We start from the raw sequence: 17,454 nt of genomic DNA on the forward strand, positions 1-17,454 counted from the left end.
CGAAAAAACGCTATGTCTTCACTCGTCCTTAAACTCAAACAGACCCAGCAGCTCAACCAGCGGCTGCAGCAGTCTCTGCGCATCTTGCAGATGTCGGGTCTTGAGCTTGAGCGCGAAGTGGAAGACTGGTTATTAGACAATCCTCTGCTTGAGCGTCCGGAAACCGATGAGTTTGCCGATAGCGGACTCAACCGTGCCGTCACCATGCCGCGCGCAGGTCAGCAGTTGAGCGGCGACGATGCCGAAGATATTTGGAGCAACATCGCCGAAGAAAAGGATTTCAAACACTATCTGCATGCCCAAGTGTGCGAGCATCCGCTCTCGCAAGTGGAAGCGGCCTATGTTCACGTCTTGATTGATTTTTTGGACGAACAAGGCTACCTCACCGACAGCCTCGAAGAAATCATCGACCACACGCCGTTAGAATGGATGCTGGACGAAGAGGCCCTGCAAAATGCACTGGATATATTGCAAACCTTTGATCCGCCCGGCGTGGCGGCGGCCGATTTGACCGAGTCGCTCATGCTGCAGCTGATGCGTTTACCGGCTTCTCCTGCCCGACAGATGGCCGCACATTTAGTGCAAAGTTCGCTTCAAGATTTAGGCAAAAACCGCAAACAAAACGTTCTGCGTTTCCGCAAACTCTATCCCGATACCGACAGCGAAACCATAGAAGCCGCGCTCGATATGATTGCCAAGCTCAATCCCTATCCGGCCTACGGTTTCGCCTCTGCCACGCCTACGCCTTATATTCAGCCTGACGTTTGGGTCAAAGAGGGCAAGGACGGCTGGGAAGTCATCAGCAATGAGGCGGCTTGGCCGAAGCTACAGCTCAATCAGGAGTATTGCGACCTGATGAAATCAGCGGAAGAGGGCGCACCGGAGTGGAAGGAAAAAATCAACGAAGCCAAGCAGCGCATTGATTCTTTGGAGCTGCGTAAAAGCACTGTCCTCCGCCTTGCCGAGTATATCGTCAAAAATCAGGAAGATTTTTTCATCTTCGGAGAAATCGGACTGTCGCCCATGCTGATGAAAGATGCCGCCGCCGAATTAGGTTTGGCAGAAAGTACCATCTCGCGCGCCGCTAATCAGAAATATTTGTCTTGCTCGCGCGGCCTGTTTGCGTTACGCTATTTCTTCACACAGGCAGTGAATGCCGATGATGACGGCGAAGGGTTCAGCCAAGGCGCAATCAAAGCCGTATTAAGCCAGCTGATTGAAAGTGAAGACAGCAGCAAACCCTATTCTGACGAGACCCTCGTCAAATTATTAAAACAACGCGGCATTGAAATCGCCAGACGTACAGTTGCTAAATATAGAGAATCATTAGACATACCACCGGCACACAAACGAAAATTTACCGAGTAGATATATTCCGATCCGTTTTGACGGACTAATCAACCGAAGGAGCTGTATCATGAATCTGAAAATCACCGGTCTGAATTTTGATGTTACCGAAGCCATCAAAAACTATGTTTCCGACAAGTTGGCACGAATCAATCGCCACGCCGACAACATCATCTCCGTGACCATTACACTCTCGGTGGAAAAAGTCAATCAAAAAGCCGAAGCCGATGCGCATCTGGCAGGCAAAGATTTGCACGTTGAAGCGATCGAACAGGATATGTACGCCGCGATTGATGTTTTGATGGACAAGCTTGACCGCGCTGTTTTGAAACATAAAGAAAAAAGCGGTGATGTCCGCAGTACTGTCAAACCTGAAGCAGAATAAAATTTTTGTATGATAAAGGCCGTCTGAACATTCAGACGGCCTTTTGTTTTACTAGAAGTTTTAGACTGGCAATCTAGTTACTCACTTTTTCGCCATTCCATGGTGCCACTTTAAACAGCAGCAACATGCCCGGTATGCCCAAAGCAAAACACAGCCAGTAAAAATTAAAGTAACCCATCGCTTCAATCAGATAACCTGCCGAAGCATTGATAAATGTACGCGGTACAGCGGAAAGGCTGGTGAAGAGGGCTAATTGAGTGGCCGTAAATACTGGATTGGTTTCACGAGCCATATAGGCAACAAATGCTGCTGTACCTAAACCAACACCAGCTGCTTCTGCACCAATCACGGCCGCAAGCATCATTTGCTCTGCCAGGGTGATGGTTTCAAACTTGCCAAAATTTGCCAGCCAAGCAAAGCCTAGAATCGTTACCCATTGGGCTACACCGAAAACCCATAATGCCCTGTTGATACCGAGTTTCAACATCCAAATGCCGCCTACAATACCGGCAATGACAGCAGGCCATAGGCCGGCATTTTTAGCAATGAGGCCGATGTCGGTTTTGCTGAAGCCCATGTCCAGATAAAACGGCGTTGCCAGAGATGTTGCCATGCTGTCGCCCAGTTTGTAGAGAAAGATAAACAGCAATACCAATATGGCCTGTTTGATTCCTTTGCGGGAGAAGAACTCACTGAAAGGGTCGGAAACTGTTTGGGCAAATGTACGCGACGCAGATGGGGGAGTGTCAGGCTCTTTAGCTAAAAACAGGGTCATCAGCAGACCTGGCAGCATAAATAGTGCAGTAATGATGAATACGTTGTGCCAAGGCATCAAGTCGGCCAAAATCAAGCTGAGCGAGCCGGGTACCAAAGCGGCGATACGGTAGGCATTGACGTGGATGGAGTTGCCCAAGCCTAATTCTTCATCTGACAAAATTTCGCGGCGAAATGCATCCAATACAATATCTTGGCTGGCAGAGAAAAAGGCAACCACCAACGATAAGCCCATAATTACATATAAATGCTGAGCAGGATTTAGGAAGGCGTAAATGAGCAAGGTCAGCAGCAAACCAATTTGCGTAACCAGCATCCAACCGCGCCGCCGTCCTAAAAAAGGTAATCTGACCAAATCAATGACGGGAGACCAGATAAATTTCCAAGTGAAAGGCAGCCCGATAAGTGCCATCAGGCCGATGGTTTTCAAATCGACATGTTCGCTGCGCAACCATGCAGGAATAAGGTTGATCAGAAAATAAAGCGGCAGCCCCGAAGTGAAGCCTGTAAAGATACAAATCAGCATACTGCGCGAGAAAATCTTGCGCCAAGTGCTGGTTTGGGGTGCGGTGGTCATAGTGGAATCAATAAAAAAGGAAAGGGATATTGTAGCAAAGATGGGGGATATGGCGAATTAACTTCTGCTATCTTTATTGAATAAAGGCCGTCTGAAACTTTGACAAATTAAGTTTCAGACGGCCTTTTGTTGGAACAACTGGTTTGGCGGGCAACGGAGACTTCAGGACGGAAGAAGGGTTGCTTGGGTGTATTCATAAAATTGAAGTTAAGAAAGTTTCAGACGACCCCTAGAGATCGTTTGAACGATGAGAAATATCAGTGGTAATTTGTGCCGTCAGTGTAGCCGTTTCCTGATTTGTCCACAGCAAAAGCAGAAATCGGACCGACCGTTACTGTCCCTTTAGGCTGAGTTTCTTGGTAATACTCATATGCTGCAACACCCATACCAGTTGCAGCACCAACAGCAGCACCAATTGTGCCACCGACCATAATAGCTGGTCCGGCAGGAATACTGCCAAAAGCTATACCGACACCCAGACCAATACCTGCACCAATTGATCCTCCTATTTATGCACCATTTGCTCCTCCTTGAAGGATTCTCTCTCCTAAGCCTCCTCCATAAATTAGTTCCAGATCCTCAATGGATAGTTCAATCATGTTATTTTTCCTTTTCAAAAAAATTAGATGTAGAATATTGAGTCAATACACCCAATATGGAAAAAATAATAAAAGCATGAATATAAATCATAAAATCAACATTATCTCCTTGGTAGCTTTCATAAATAAAAACGATTGGTATTGATATACAAATTAAAATGTACAGGTACTTTGAAATTACCAGTAACTTATACACAAATTTTGATTTCATAGCCTAGTCTTTCATTTGAATAAAATCTACCCTAATCAACTTTCCAACCAACTTCCTAACTTCTTCATGCTTTCCCTGATTGAAGTTAACCAGTAGATTTTTCAACAATATGTATATTATGTTAAATAATAAATGGTAATTGTCACATTCAAATATTAAGGATAACCTACTTTGAAACTATATCGCTTTGATGCGTAATTCTATAAAAAACATTGAATTTTCATGTTTTCTATTTATCCAGTATTTTGGAGTTGATAAGTGAGAGCAAAAAACTTTGGAAATCTACGATTCTCCTTCCAACACCTCATCATTTCTCTAGAGAATTTAGGCAAAGGCGATATTGATAACTCATTTCATTAAATGGAACCAAATGAGAATTATTTATTTATAAAATCCTTTTAAATTAATGGGTTACAATAAAAATTGATAAAATAAAATTGACTATTCTCAATAAAATGAGTAAAATTCATCCGCAAATACAAATTTTGTATTGTGATACATCTATTAACCGCATTAAGAAAAGGAGTTAGTTATGCTAAGTAAGTCAATTACAGCAAAATTAAACGAACAAATTAATCTCGAGTTGTATTCATCAAATGTCTATTTGCAAATGAGTGCATGGTGCCATAAACATGGTTATGAAGGCGCTGCAGCATTTTTACTTCGTCATGCCGATGAAGAATTGGAACATATGCAAAAGTTGTTTACTTATGTGAGCGAAACCAGTGGAATGCCTTTGTTAGGTAAAATTGACGCCCCTAAACACGATTACGCTTCATTAAAAGAAGTTTTTGAAACAACATTTGAACACGAAAAACTAGTGACATCTAAAATTAATGAGTTAGTTGAGAGTACTTTTGCAGAAAAGGATTACTCTACTTTTAACTTCTTACAATGGTATGTAGCTGAACAGCATGAAGAAGAAAAATTATTTAACAGTATTGTTGATAAATTCAAACTTCTTGGTGAAAGTGGTACAGCGCTCTACTACATTGATCGTGAATTAAAAACTTTATAAGAATAGGAGAAATAAAATGTTATCAAATAGCGTGATTAAACTATTAAATGATCAAATGAATTTAGAGTTTTATTCTTCTAACTTATATTTACAAATGAGCGCCTGGTGCGAACAACAAGGTTTCGAAGGAGCTGCAAAATTTTTATCAGAGCATGCGGCTGAGGAAATGCAGCATATGCGTAAACTCTTCACTTATTTAAATGAGACCGGCGCATTGGCTATCATCACACAAATTGATGAACCACCTCATCAATTTTCATCATTGAAACAAGTACTTGAATTAACTTATGAACATGAAAAGTTAATTACCTCTAAAATCAATGAATTAGTTGGTAGAACTTTTGAAGAGAAAGACTACTCTGCCTTTAACTTCTTACAATGGTATGTGGCTGAACAACATGAAGAAGAAAAATTATTCAGTGGAATTTTGGATAAATTAAATCTTCTTGGTGAAGATGGTAAAGGTTTGTTCTTAGTTGATAAAGATTTAGGCGCATTAACAACAAACAACTAATCAAGTCTGATGAAAAAGGCTAAGTCATTATCGATTTAGCCTTTTTTTATATCAAAATCTAACTACTTTTGTCTAAAAGTGCGGTGCTTTAACGGTTCATTCTTACCGCCGATTAGGTTTTGAAATGCCCGTAAGACAGGCAGATATGCTTGTCTTACGGGCATTTTATTTTCAGACGGCCTTCGATCTTGCGTTGCAGTTGCGGTAGAAGGCGATCAGACCGTTGGTGGAGCTGTCGTGTGCAGGCGTGCCGCGTTCGAGTTCGGGTTCGATGGTTTTGGCCAGCTCTTTGCCGTATTCCACGCCCCATTGGTCGAAGGGGTTGATACGCCAAATCACACCCTGTACGAAGGTGCGGTGTTCGTAAGCCGCCATCAGCATGCCGAGGTTGAAAGGCGTCAGGCTGTCGATGAGCAGGCTGTTGCTCGGGCGGTTGCCGGGGAATTCTTTTTGCGGTGCAAGGCGGTCGCGTTCGTCTTGGGGCAGGGCGGCCAATTCGATTTGCACTTCGTCTAAGGTTTTGCCTTTCATCAGTGCTTCGGCTTGAGCGAAGGCATTGGCAACGGTAAAGCGGTGTTGGCGGTGGTTGCCGTAGATTGTGGTCATGGGGACGATGAAATCGACGGGAATCAGACGCGTACCTTGGTGCAGAAGCTGGAAGTAGGCATGTTGGCAGTTGACGCCTTCATCGCCAAAGACAATGCCGCCGGTCGTGCAGGAAACGGGTTGGCCGTCTGAAGTACGCTGTTTGCCGAGGCTTTCCATATCGAGCTGGTTGAGCCACGGGGTAAAGAGGCGCATGTTGTGGCTGTATGGGACAACGGTTTGGCCGTCTGAATGTTGGAAGTTGTTGTACCAAACATTGATGAGCGCCATCAGGACGGGAATGTTGCGGCGGAATGATGTCTCGAAGAAATGGGTATCCATCGCGTGTGCGCCGGCCAGCATTTTGCGGAACGCTTTTTCGCCGACGGCAACCATCAGCGGCAGGCCGATGGGCGACCAGACGGAATAGCGGCCGCCGACCCAGTCGGACATGGCGAAGACTTTGTCGGGGGAGATACCGAAGTTTTGGGCAGCGGCCACATCGGCGGAAATGGCGCAGAAGTGGCGGTAGATGCCGGAATCAGGCAAACCTGCATCGCGGTACCAAGTACGCGCCGCGTAGGCATTGAGCAGGGTTTCCGGTGTGCGGAACGATTTACTGGCAATGCTGAATACGGTGGTTTCGGGGTTGAGGCCGAGAAGGGTTTGGGTCAGGTCGGCATCATCGGAGTTGCTGACAAAGTGGACGCGGATGTTTTGCCAATAAGGCTGCAGCGCCTGTGTTGCCATGCGCGGGCCCAAATCGGAGCCGCCGATGCCGATGTGAACCAAGTCGGTAATCGGTTTGCCGGTAATGCCTGCGTGCGTACCGTCTAAAAGTTGGCGTGCGAACTCGAGTGCGCGGTTTAGTTCATGATGAACATTGGGCACGATGTTTTCGCCGTCAACGTAAACAGGTTTGGCATTGGCAGGCAGGCGCAGGGCAGTGTGGAGGACGGCGCGGTGTTCGCTGGTGTTGATTTTTTTACCGCTGCTCATGGCCTGCATATATTGTGGCAAATCGGCTGCTTCGGCCAGTTGGCACAATAAATCAAGGGTGTTTTCATCTAGGCGGTTTTTGCTGTAATCAAATAACAAACCGTGCAGAATTTCGTGCATATTATTGAAACGTTCGGCATCTGCGGTGAAGCGTTCGCGCAGGGTAACGTGTTGAGTAGCGGCATGATGGGCTTCCAAGGCTTGCCATGCATCTGAGTATGCGGACATCTTGTTTCCTTAGTATGTAACGGTAAAATAAGCAGGATAGATAGGTATTTCCTGCTTTTTTGTAGTGGCTTGTAGTTTAACAAATTTGAACAGATTTTGGGAGATGGAGTGGGCGGTTTTGTTTAAGAAATGTATGCAAAATGCAATAGAAACGGTTGATTATCATCAAGTTTCTGTAAAAAAGGGGGTATGACACCGATGTCTGCTGTGTTATCCTATGTAACATTATTGAAATCTTGTCGGGGCGGGTCCGTAAGATGGCTACAATTTATGATGTCGCTGCTTATGCCGGGGTGTCTCCCAAGACAGTCAGCCGGGTGATTAACGGCGATGCGCCGGTCAGCGATAAAACCCGTTCCAAAGTAGAAACAGCGATTGCCGCTTTGGGCTATATCCCGTCTTCTGCGGCGCGGATTATGCGGTCCCACCGTTCCGGCTTGGTCGGCCTGATTACCGGCGCCATTTCGCGGACGGGCGAGAATACGGGCGGACACGGCATACCGGATATGTTCTTGATTAAGGGCATTCAGCAGCAGATTCGCGCACAAGGGAAGATTTTGATGATTGCCGACATCGACAACAAGCCGGGGCAGCCCGGTCAGATGGAGCCGCTGATTCGTACCTTTATGGAGCATCGTGCCGAGGGGATTTTATATGTGGCAGGTTTCCATCAGGAAGTATTGCTGCCGGAAGTGCCCAACCGTTGTCCGATGGTGTTGGTCAACTGCTTTGATTTGGCGGGTACGCCGTCGGTTTTGCCGGACGACGAAGCAGGGCAGTATGGTTTGGTGCGCAGGATTATCCAAAGCGGACACAAACGGATTGCTTATGTGACTTTGCAGCCGGGCGTGGAAGCGACAAGATTGAGATTGGCCGGATACCGCCGTGCTTTGGCTGATGCGGATATTGTCTTTGATCCTGATTTGGTGCAGACTGGTTATCCTGACTTCAGCAACGACAGCGGGTCTTTGATTTCGGCTATTTTGAAGCTGCTGTCTTTGCCGCTTCCGCCGACGGTAATTTGCTGCGGCAACGATGAAATGGCGGTACGCGTGTACGGTATTTTGAGGACGCGCGGCGTGCGGGTTCCCGAGCAAGTCTCTGTTGCCGGCTATGATAACCACAGCGCGATTGCGGAAACACTGTTTCCGCCGTTGACCAGTACTGAGTTGCCCTATTTGCGTATGGGTGCGATGGCGGCGGATTTGCTGTTCCAATACATCGAACATCCGACCGGTACGGCTCAGCCCGTCAAGGTCGTTGGGGAAACCATCTGGCGTCAGTCTGTGATTAATAAATAGTTTCAGACGGCCTGAAAATAATAAGCTTTAAACAACACAAACACACATCAAAATAAGATTCATGTAAACGGTCAAAATAAAGGCCGTCTGAAAACGGAGTTGCCTCAGTAAAAAGGGCAGCCCAAATACAATAAAAGCGTCATACCGCTGAAATTGGAGTTTGTTGTTTCCATAGTTTATTACCCAGGAGTAGCCTTCCTATGAAAATCTCCCCACAAGTGGCGATGACACTTCGCCAGATTATGCTGATGAACTTCGGTTTCTTCGGTATTCAATATAGCTTCGGGTTGCAGCAAACTGCGATTAATCCGATTTTCAGCTTTCTTCATGCCGACCCGAGCCAGTTGCCGATTTTGAATATGGCAGGTCCGATTACCGGTTTGCTGGTGCAGCCGATGATTGGTGCGATGAGTGACCGCACTTGGGTACCGGGATTAGGCCGCCGCCGTCCGTATTTCTTGATCGGCGCCATCGGTTGCAGCCTCTGCCTCTTTATTTATCCGCACGTTACCGCCTTGTGGGTGGCCGTATTGCTGCTGTGGCTCTTGGACATCAGCAACAACACGGCAATGGAACCTTTCCGTGCCTTTATTGCCGATACCGTTCCTGAACACCAGCAATCCACCGGTTTCTTGATGCAGTCTGTGTTTACCGGCTTGGGCATTACCCTGGCCAACGTTTCCCTCTATATCTTCCAACAAATCGGCTGGTTGCAACAAACTTCCGAAGCGGGCATTCCGTATTGGGTATTCGGTTCGTTTTATATTGGTGCGGTCTGCTCCATCGGTTCGGTTTTGGTTACCGTTTTATCAACGGCCGAACACGAGCCCAGCCCTGAAGAAATGGCGGCCATTAAAGCCCAGCCGAGCGGTCCGGCCCATGCCGTTAAAGATATTATCGTTGCTGTCCGCGAAATGCCGACTGCCCTGTGGCAACTGGCCTTGGTGTATCTCTTCCAATGGTACGCACTCTTTATCTATTGGCAATATATTTCCCACAGTATCGTCCAATCCGTTTGGAATTCGACTGTTGAAAATACCGAAGCGTATAGTCAAGCGGTTGCATGGACCGGCCTGGTAAACGGTTTTTACAACGTGGTAACCTTTATCTCTGCTTTCGGCCTGATGTGGATGGCGCGCAAATACGCCGCCAAATATGTTCACGCCTTTGCCGTAACCCTTGCCGCGCTGGCCTTGCTCACCATTCCGCACATCGGCAATAAATACCTGATGTTTGCTCCGATGATCGGTTTCGGTGTCGGCTGGGCAAGTATGATGGGCGTGCCGTTTATGATTGTGGTCGGTTCTATTCCGAAAGAACGTTACGGCGTGTACATGGGTATTGTGAACATGATGATTGTGATTCCAATGCTGATTGAAACCGTATCTTTCGGCTGGGTGTACAAAACCTTCTTGGGTTCAAACCCTGCCAACGCGATGACTTTTGCCGGTGTTTCCCTGGCCATTGCCGCAGCGGTAACCTTAACCATTAAAACTGCGGCCAAACCGGCTACTGCAGAATAACGAAGTTTTGATTTAAAACCAAAATGAAAAGGCCGTCTGAAACATGAAAGGGTTTCAGACGGCCTTTTTTGTTGAAACGGATTTCATTTGCTGCCCCGATTCGGTAAGCCTTATTGTTGCTGCGCTACCGTTCATCACTCAAATTGGCTATGACTACCGATTTTGCTTTACAATATCCGTCTTTAATTTATTTCGTTTTACCATCCTGATGACAGAACACATTTCCGCTCCAAGTCCATCCCCCGTCGGCGAAGACTACCTGCTATTAGGACAGTACGCTGAACGCGCCTATCTCGAATACGCCATGAGCGTGGTCAAAGGCCGCGCGCTGCCTGAAGTTTCAGACGGCCAGAAGCCCGTGCAGCGGCGCATTTTGTTTGCCATGCGCGATATGGGCTTGACGGCGGGGGCGAAGCCGGTGAAATCGGCGCGCGTGGTCGGCGAGATTTTAGGTAAATACCACCCACACGGAGACAGTTCCGCCTATGAGGCGATGGTCCGCATGGCGCAGGATTTTACCTTGCGCTACCCCTTAATCGATGGTATCGGCAACTTCGGTTCGCGCGACGGCGACGGTGCGGCGGCGATGCGTTACACCGAAGCGCGGCTGACGCCGATTGCGGAATTGCTGTTGTCCGAAATCAATCAGGGGACGGTAGATTTTGTGCCGAACTACGACGGCGCGTTTGACGAACCGCTGCACCTGCCCGCCCGTCTGCCTATGGTCTTGCTCAACGGCGCGTCAGGCATTGCGGTGGGTATGGCGACCGAAATTCCGTCGCACAATTTGAACGAAGTCACACAGGCGGCGATTGCGCTGTTGAAGAAGCCGACGCTGGAAACTGCCGACCTGATGCAGTACATCCCCGCGCCTGATTTTGCCGGCGGCGGTCAAATCATCACATCGGTGGACGAATTGCGCCGTATTTACGAAACCGGCAAGGGTAGCGTGCGTGTTCGTGCGCGTTATGAAATCGAGAAATTGGCGCGCGGACAATGGCGCGTGATTGTGACCGAGCTGCCGCCGAACGCCAATTCCGCCAAAATCCTTGCCGAAATCGAAGAGCAAACCAACCCGAAACCGAAAGCGGGCAAAAAGCAGCTCAACCAAGACCAGCTCAATACCAAAAAACTGATGCTGGATTTAATCGACCGTGTACGCGACGAGTCCGACGGCGAACATCCCGTGCGACTGGTGTTCGAGCCGAAATCCAGCCGTATCGATACGGATACCTTCATCAACACGCTGATGGCGCAAACTTCGCTGGAAGGCAATGTGTCCATGAACTTGGTGATGATGGGGCTGGACAACCGTCCTGCGCAGAAAAACCTGAAAACGATTTTGCAGGAATGGCTGGATTTCCGCGTCGTGACCGTAACACGTCGTCTGAAATTCCGTTTGAACCAAGTGGAAAAACGGCTGCACATCCTCGAAGGCCGTCTGAAAGTCTTTCTGCACATTGACGAAGTGATTAAAGTCATCCGCGAATCAGACGACCCGAAAGCCGACCTGATGGTGGCGTTCGAGCTGACCGAAATCCAAGCCGAAGACATTTTGGAAATTCGCCTGCGCCAGTTGGCGCGTTTGGAAGGTTTCAAACTCGAAAAAGAATTGAACGAATTGCGCGAGGAACAAGGTCGTCTGAATATCCTTTTGGGCGACGAAAACGAAAAACGCAAGCTGATTATCAAAGAGATGCAGGCGGACATGAAGCAGTTCGGCGACGCGCGCCGCACGCTGGTGGAAGAAGCCGGACGCGCGGTGCTGACGCAAACTACCGCCGACGAACCCATCACGCTGATTCTGTCGGAAAAAGGCTGGATACGCAGCCGTGCCGGACACAACCTTGATTTGAGCCAAACCGCGTTCAAAGAAGGCGACCGCCTCAAACAAACCCTCGAAGGCCGCACTGTTTTGCCTGTCGTCATCTTGGATTCACTGGGCAGAACCTACACGCTCGATGCCGCCGAAATCCCCGGCGGACGCGGCGATGGCGTGCCGGTTTCATCGTTAATCGAGCTACAAAACGGCGCGAAACCCGTCGCCATGCTCACCGGCCAGCCCGAACAGCACTACTTGCTTTCAGGCAGCGGCGGTTACGGCTTTATTACCAAGTTGGCCGATATGGTCGGACGCGTGAAAGCGGGTAAAGTGGTCATGACCGTGGACAGCGGCGAAACCGTCCTGCCGCCGGTTGCCGTCTATGCTTCTTCGCTGATCAATCCCGACTGCAAAGTCGTACTGGCCAGCAGCGACCACCGTCTCTTGGCGTTTTCCATCGGCGAACTCAAAGTCATGCCTAAAGGCCGCGGTTTGCAGCTGATGTCGTTGGCCGAGGGTGCATCTTTGGAACACATCATGGTAACGACTTCTCCTGAATTTACCGTTGTATCGGTCGGCCGACGCGGTGCAGAACATCAGGAAAAACTGCGTATTGCCGATATTGACGGCAAACGCGGTAAAAAAGGCAAGGTATTGGAAATATCAGGCCGTCTGAAAAGTTTGTCCTGAAACAAGAACAAATATATCTAAATAAATTAAATTTATACGACATTGCATGATAATAAAAAAAGGTTCACTTATGAACAGAGCCAATCTTCAAGAACTGGGTAATCTGAGGGAGCGGATTCCCGGTGTAATCAACATTGCCCGAATAGCCATCGTCTTACCGCTTTTGGTTTTGCACGCTTTCGGCAGCTACACGGGCGGCAACCTGATTGGCGTTTCGTTGCCGGACATTGAGTTTTATATCTGGGTAACGCTGTATTTCTTCCTGATTATGCTCTCTGTGTTCCGCCCGGGCTGGCAGTGGCAGTCTTTGGATTTGCCCAATGCCAGTGCCGTGGTCGATATCACCATGATGATGGTTTTGGTGTATATCTCCGGCGGTACGGCTTCCGGTTTCGGGATTTTGGTTTTGCCGTTTGTCGCCACGTCGTGTCTGCTCAGTTATGGCCATTACCCCATGCTGTATGCAGGTTATACGGCAATGTTGTTTATTTTGAACCTGTTTTTAGACGGCAGTATGCGTTTCGATTCGTTTAATTGGGACGCGAAATCAATGGTAAATTCTTTGATGCTGATCGGCGCAGGCTATCTGGTGGCGATGCTGACATCGTTTGCCGCCCGTTATTTGGAGCAGGCCACAGAGTCTGCCAGCCGCCATCAACTGGCCTATCGCCGTATCAGCGGCTTGAACCATTTGGTTTTGAACCGCGTACAGGAAGCGGTTGTGGTGATTGATGCGACCCAACGCGTGTGGCTGTTTAACAAACAGGCAAAAATCTATTTCCCCAGCCTGATTATCGATCAGCAGGAAATCGTGTTTGGCGAACTGGTCGCACGCTGGCAGCGTCAACCCGACAAACCTTTTGAAACCGATATCCATATTTTCCAACACGCCATGCACGTCCGTGCCGTTCCGCTGATTCAGGAGCAAACCGAGCTGCTGATGTTGTACGTCCGCTCATTGCGTGAAGTGGCTGCGGAAGCCATGTCCACCAAGCTGACTTCGCTCGGACAGTTGACTGCCAATCTTGCCCACGAAATCCGCAACCCGATGTCCGCCATCCGTCATGCCAGCGATTTGTTGCAAGAGGGCGATGAGGCAGATCCGCTCAAGGCCAAGCTCTACAACATCATCGACAGCAATATCCAACGTATCGACAAGATGTTGGAGGACGTATCCCTACTTAACAAACGAGACAACATCAGCCGCCAGCCGATTAATCTGATGAAATTCTGGTTGGAGTTCAAGCAGGAATTTACCTTGAATAATCCCGATGCCATCGGCTGTCTGCGCATGAATATGGACGGTAACAACCTGACCGTATTGGTTGACCCCATGCATTTGCAGCAAGTGATGTGGAACTTGTGCAACAATGCTTGGCGACACAGCCGTCAGGACGAAAACGCCATTACCGTCCTTATCCGCTCTAGCGGCAGGATGCATATTTCCATCGTAGTGGCGGACAACGGCAAAGGCGTACCGCCGGATGTACGAAATCATCTGTTCGAGCCGTTTTACACCACCGAAAAACAAGGTACCGGCTTGGGGCTTTACGTCGCACGCGAGTTGGCACACGCCAATATGGGGCAGCTGCATTATCACCCTGAAATGAACGGGTTTGAACTGATTTTACCGAAGGAGCAAGCGCAGGATGAATAAATTGCAAGAGCCGGTTTTGGTTGTCGATGACGAGGCAGACATCCGCGACCTGATGGAAATGACCCTGATGAAAATGGGTCTGCGCGTCGATACTGCGGCTGGTGTTGAAGAGGCTAAAGACAAGCTGGACAACAACGATTATTCGCTGGTGTTGACCGATATGCGTATGCCCGATGGTTCAGGTCTCGAGGTTGTCCAATACATCGACGAGTTGATGCTTGATACGCCCGTCGCCGTGATTACGGCTTTCGGCAATGCCGACCAAGCCGTTGAAGCCTTGAAAGCAGGGGCGTTTGATTATCTGCAAAAACCGATTACGCTGTCGCAGTTGCGTTCATTGGTTAAATCGGCAGTGTCGGTTTCAGACAATACTGCCGAACCCACGCCGTCTGAAAAAGTCAAATCGCAGCCTGCGCCTGTTTCTGCCGCCCTGTATAAACCCGAACCTCAGCCGGCCAAGCCTGTCGTTACGCCTCCTAAGAGCGTACAGAGCGAATTTAACCGGCCTTTGACTGTTCCGGAAGGGCTCAATTCCTTAAAAGAGCGTTTTTCGGCCGGCAGCATCAATCCTGCTTTGCAACAAGACGCACCTGTATTGGAAGGCGAGGACGATATGCCGCGCCTGTTGGGTACTTCGCCGCAAATGGTCGAAGTACGCCACCTGATTCGTAGATTGGCCCGCAGCCTTGTTCCTGTTTATATCTCCGGCGAGTCCGGTACAGGTAAAGAGCAGGCGGCGCGCACGATTCACGAGCTGTCCGACCGCGCCGACAAACCATTTATTGCCGTCAACTGCGGTGCCATTCCTGAAAACCTGATGGAAAGCGAATTTTTCGGTTACAAAAAAGGCAGCTTTACCGGTGCGGATCAAGACCGTTTAGGTTTTTTCCAACACGCTGACGGCGGCACTTTGTTCCTTGACGAAGTTGCCGATCTGCCGCTTGCCATGCAGGTCAAACTCCTGCGCGCCATTCAAGAAAAAGCCGTGCGCCGTATCGGCGATGCGCGGGAAACCTTTGTGGATGTGCGCATTATTTGTGCAACCCATAAAAACCTCGAAGCTTTGGTTGAAAGCGGCGCATTCCGTCAGGACTTGTATTACCGCCTCAACGTTGTCACTCTGCACATGCCGCCTTTGCGCGAAATGCGCGAAGACTTGGGCGCGCTGATTCTGTATCTGCTGTATAAACACCGTCACGGCAATCAAACCTACAAACTCAGCCCGAAAGCCCAAGAAGCCCTGTTGCATTACAGCTACCCCGGCAACTTCCGCGAGTTGGAAAATATCCTCGAACGCGCCGTTGCGTTGACGGTCGGCCAAGTAATACAAGTGGACGACTTGCAGATTCAAAACGCCCCACAGGTTAAGGCTGAACGCAGCGGCTTCTCCTTTGACGATATTGCCGAACCTGACGCGCGCGAAACTACGCTCAATCATAGCCCCATTCCGCCGTTTGATCCGCGTACCATGCAGATACAGGATTACCTTGACCAAGTGGAACGCAGTATCATCGAGCAGGCTTTGCAGCAAACCCGTTACAACCGTACCCAAGCCGCCAAACTTTTGGGCATCAGCTTCCGCTCTATGCGCTACCGCATGGAACGCTTGGACATCAATTAAAACGTTCAGACGGCCTGAGTTTTCAAGGCCGTCTGAAACATGGGCATCATGTACAAGATTTATTTTGACGAAACCGCATCTGTCGAACTTCGCAGCCTTGCCGCGCCGTTCGGGTTGACCGTTATCGACCGGCAGCCTGAAGAAGGCAGTTTCCTTATCGCTGACGAAAGCGGCATCAGTTTGTGCCGCGCCGGTGAAAAAGGCCGTGTCCGCGTTGATTTTGATGGCGGTGCCGCCCATTATCGGCGCACTAAAGGCGGAGGCGAGTTGATTGCCAAAGCAGTCAACCACACTGTACAACCGACTGTCTGGGACGCTACCGGCGGACTGGGGCGCGACAGTTTTGTGCTTGCTTCGTTGGGCTTGAATGTACAAACTTTTGAACAAAATCCTGCTGTCGCCTGTCTACTTTCAGACGGCCTCAACAGGGCAGGGCAAAGTGAAGAGACACGGGAGATTGCCCAACGCATTACTTTGCACTTCGGCAATGCCGTTGATTTAATGCAGGAATTGTCCACGAAAAACGGCAGGCCTGATGTGGTGTACCTTGACCCGATGTATCCGGAGCGTCGCAAAACCGCCGCCGTGAAAAAAGAAATGGCTTACTTTCACGACTTGGTCGGCTCGGCACAAGACGAAGCCGAGTTGTTGGACGCAGCGTTGAATACCGCCAAAAAGCGCATTGTCGTCAAACGCCCGCGCTTGGGCGAGTTTCTCGACGGGCGCAAACCTGCTTATCAATACACAGGCAAAAGCACGCGTTTTGACGTTTACCTTCCAACAAGGCCGTCTGAAGACTAGAAGCAAACTTGCAACATATCAAAAGAAACCGCCGGCGTTATCAGCGCGGCGGCAAAGTATGATATAAATACCCTTTCCCAAACTTCATTGGAGCAAACTATCATGGAATTAGTATTCATCCGTCACGGACAAAGCGAATGGAACGCGAAAAACCTTTTCACCGGCTGGCGCGACGTCAAGCTGAGCGAGCAAGGTTTGGCAGAAGCCGCAGCAGCAGGTAAAAAGCTGAAAGAGAAGGGCTACGAGTTCGACATCGCCTTTACTTCCGTTCTGACCCGTGCCATCAAAACCTGTAACATCGTTTTGGAAGAATCCGACCAACTGTTTGTTCCACAAATCAAATCATGGCGTTTGAACGAACGCCACTACGGCCAGCTGCAAGGTATGGATAAAAAACAAACCGCAGAAAAATACGGCGACGAGCAAGTCCACATCTGGCGCCGCAGCTACGACACCTTGCCTCCGCTGCTCGATCCTAAAGACCCGCATTCCGCCCACAACGACCGCCGCTATGCCAACCTGCCTAGCGATGTCGTACCTGATGGCGAAAACCTCAAAGTTACCCTCGAGCGCGTACTGCCTTTCTGGGAAGACCAAATCGCTCCGGCCATCTTGAGCGGCAAACGTGTACTGGTTGCGGCACACGGCAACTCCCTGCGCGCGTTGGCAAAACACATCGAAGGCATTTCCGACGAAGACATCATGGGCTTGGAAATCCCAACCGGTCAGCCGCTGGTGTACAAATTGGATGAAAACCTGAAAGTGATTGAAAAATTCTACCTGTAAGGTAAAGGGAAAAAGG

At 49.1% G+C, this 17,454-nt stretch carries 13 protein-coding genes; 11 read left to right on the top strand and 2 right to left on the bottom strand.

The genetic code is table 11. The features are described 5' to 3' along the window. The first annotated feature begins 12 nt into the window (after window positions 1-12). Both rpoN and hpf read left to right on the top strand, forming a co-directional pair. Window positions 13-1,368: an RNA polymerase factor sigma-54 gene (gene rpoN, locus ACTHTS_RS06815; RefSeq protein WP_440369599.1), complete on the top strand. Its 1,356-nt coding sequence runs from the start codon at window positions 13-15 to the stop codon at window positions 1,366-1,368. Between the two features lie 49 nt (window positions 1,369-1,417). After that, window positions 1,418-1,732, top strand: coding sequence for a ribosome hibernation-promoting factor, HPF/YfiA family (hpf, locus tag ACTHTS_RS06820; RefSeq protein WP_003686778.1), 315 nt, complete (start codon window positions 1,418-1,420; stop codon window positions 1,730-1,732). A gap of 73 nt (window positions 1,733-1,805) precedes the next feature. Here hpf and ACTHTS_RS06825 read toward each other — a convergent pair whose 3' ends face one another. Beyond that, window positions 1,806-3,083, bottom strand: a complete 1,278-nt coding sequence (locus ACTHTS_RS06825; protein ID WP_254342760.1) for an AmpG family muropeptide MFS transporter — start codon at window positions 3,081-3,083, stop codon at window positions 1,806-1,808. Window positions 3,084-4,425: 1,342 nt separating this feature from the next. On the opposite strand from ACTHTS_RS06825, the gene ftnA (ACTHTS_RS06830) reads away from it, so the two are divergent. Both ftnA (ACTHTS_RS06830) and ftnA (ACTHTS_RS06835) read left to right on the top strand, forming a co-directional pair. Further along, window positions 4,426-4,911 carry a non-heme ferritin gene (ftnA, locus tag ACTHTS_RS06830; RefSeq protein WP_440369600.1) on the top strand — a complete coding sequence of 162 codons (486 nt, stop codon included), beginning with the start codon at window positions 4,426-4,428 and terminating at the stop codon, window positions 4,909-4,911. Between the two features lie 16 nt (window positions 4,912-4,927). Then, window positions 4,928-5,425, top strand: a complete 498-nt coding sequence (gene ftnA / locus ACTHTS_RS06835) for a non-heme ferritin (RefSeq protein WP_003686798.1) — start codon at window positions 4,928-4,930, stop codon at window positions 5,423-5,425. 171 nt (window positions 5,426-5,596) lie between these two features. Here ftnA (ACTHTS_RS06835) and pgi read toward each other — a convergent pair whose 3' ends face one another. Then, the gene (gene pgi / locus ACTHTS_RS06840; protein WP_440369601.1) at window positions 5,597-7,237 is read right to left on the bottom strand and encodes a glucose-6-phosphate isomerase; all 1,641 of its coding nucleotides are present in this window, start codon (window positions 7,235-7,237) and stop codon (window positions 5,597-5,599) included. A gap of 257 nt (window positions 7,238-7,494) precedes the next feature. On the opposite strand from pgi, the gene ACTHTS_RS06845 reads away from it, so the two are divergent. From ACTHTS_RS06845 to ACTHTS_RS06875, 7 genes are all read left to right on the top strand, one after another. Further along, window positions 7,495-8,538: a LacI family DNA-binding transcriptional regulator gene (locus ACTHTS_RS06845; protein WP_440369602.1), complete on the top strand. Its 1,044-nt coding sequence runs from the start codon at window positions 7,495-7,497 to the stop codon at window positions 8,536-8,538. A gap of 200 nt (window positions 8,539-8,738) precedes the next feature. Next, window positions 8,739-10,061: an MFS transporter gene (locus ACTHTS_RS06850; protein ID WP_440369603.1), complete on the top strand. Its 1,323-nt coding sequence runs from the start codon at window positions 8,739-8,741 to the stop codon at window positions 10,059-10,061. A gap of 208 nt (window positions 10,062-10,269) precedes the next feature. Further along, entirely contained in the window at window positions 10,270-12,573 is a 2,304-nt protein-coding gene (gene parC, locus ACTHTS_RS06855) for a DNA topoisomerase IV subunit A (protein WP_440369604.1), read from the top strand. Window positions 12,574-12,643: 70 nt separating this feature from the next. After that, window positions 12,644-14,230, top strand: a complete 1,587-nt coding sequence (locus tag ACTHTS_RS06860; RefSeq protein ID WP_222570818.1) for a two-component system sensor histidine kinase NtrB — start codon at window positions 12,644-12,646, stop codon at window positions 14,228-14,230. Then, window positions 14,223-15,851, top strand: a complete 1,629-nt coding sequence (locus ACTHTS_RS06865; RefSeq protein WP_440369605.1) for a sigma-54-dependent transcriptional regulator — start codon at window positions 14,223-14,225, stop codon at window positions 15,849-15,851. Before ACTHTS_RS06860 ends, ACTHTS_RS06865 begins: the two co-directional genes overlap by 8 nt. 48 nt (window positions 15,852-15,899) lie before the next feature. After that, window positions 15,900-16,652, top strand: a complete 753-nt coding sequence (locus ACTHTS_RS06870) for a class I SAM-dependent methyltransferase (protein ID WP_371460337.1) — start codon at window positions 15,900-15,902, stop codon at window positions 16,650-16,652. Window positions 16,653-16,754: 102 nt separating this feature from the next. Further along, window positions 16,755-17,438: a 2,3-diphosphoglycerate-dependent phosphoglycerate mutase gene (locus tag ACTHTS_RS06875; protein WP_003679823.1), complete on the top strand. Its 684-nt coding sequence runs from the start codon at window positions 16,755-16,757 to the stop codon at window positions 17,436-17,438. Window positions 17,439-17,454 lie beyond the last annotated feature (16 nt).

It is taken from the genome of Neisseria sp. P0019.S003, assembly GCF_051957115.1.
GTDB classification, from domain to species: Bacteria; Pseudomonadota; Gammaproteobacteria; order Burkholderiales; family Neisseriaceae; genus Neisseria; species Neisseria flavescens_D.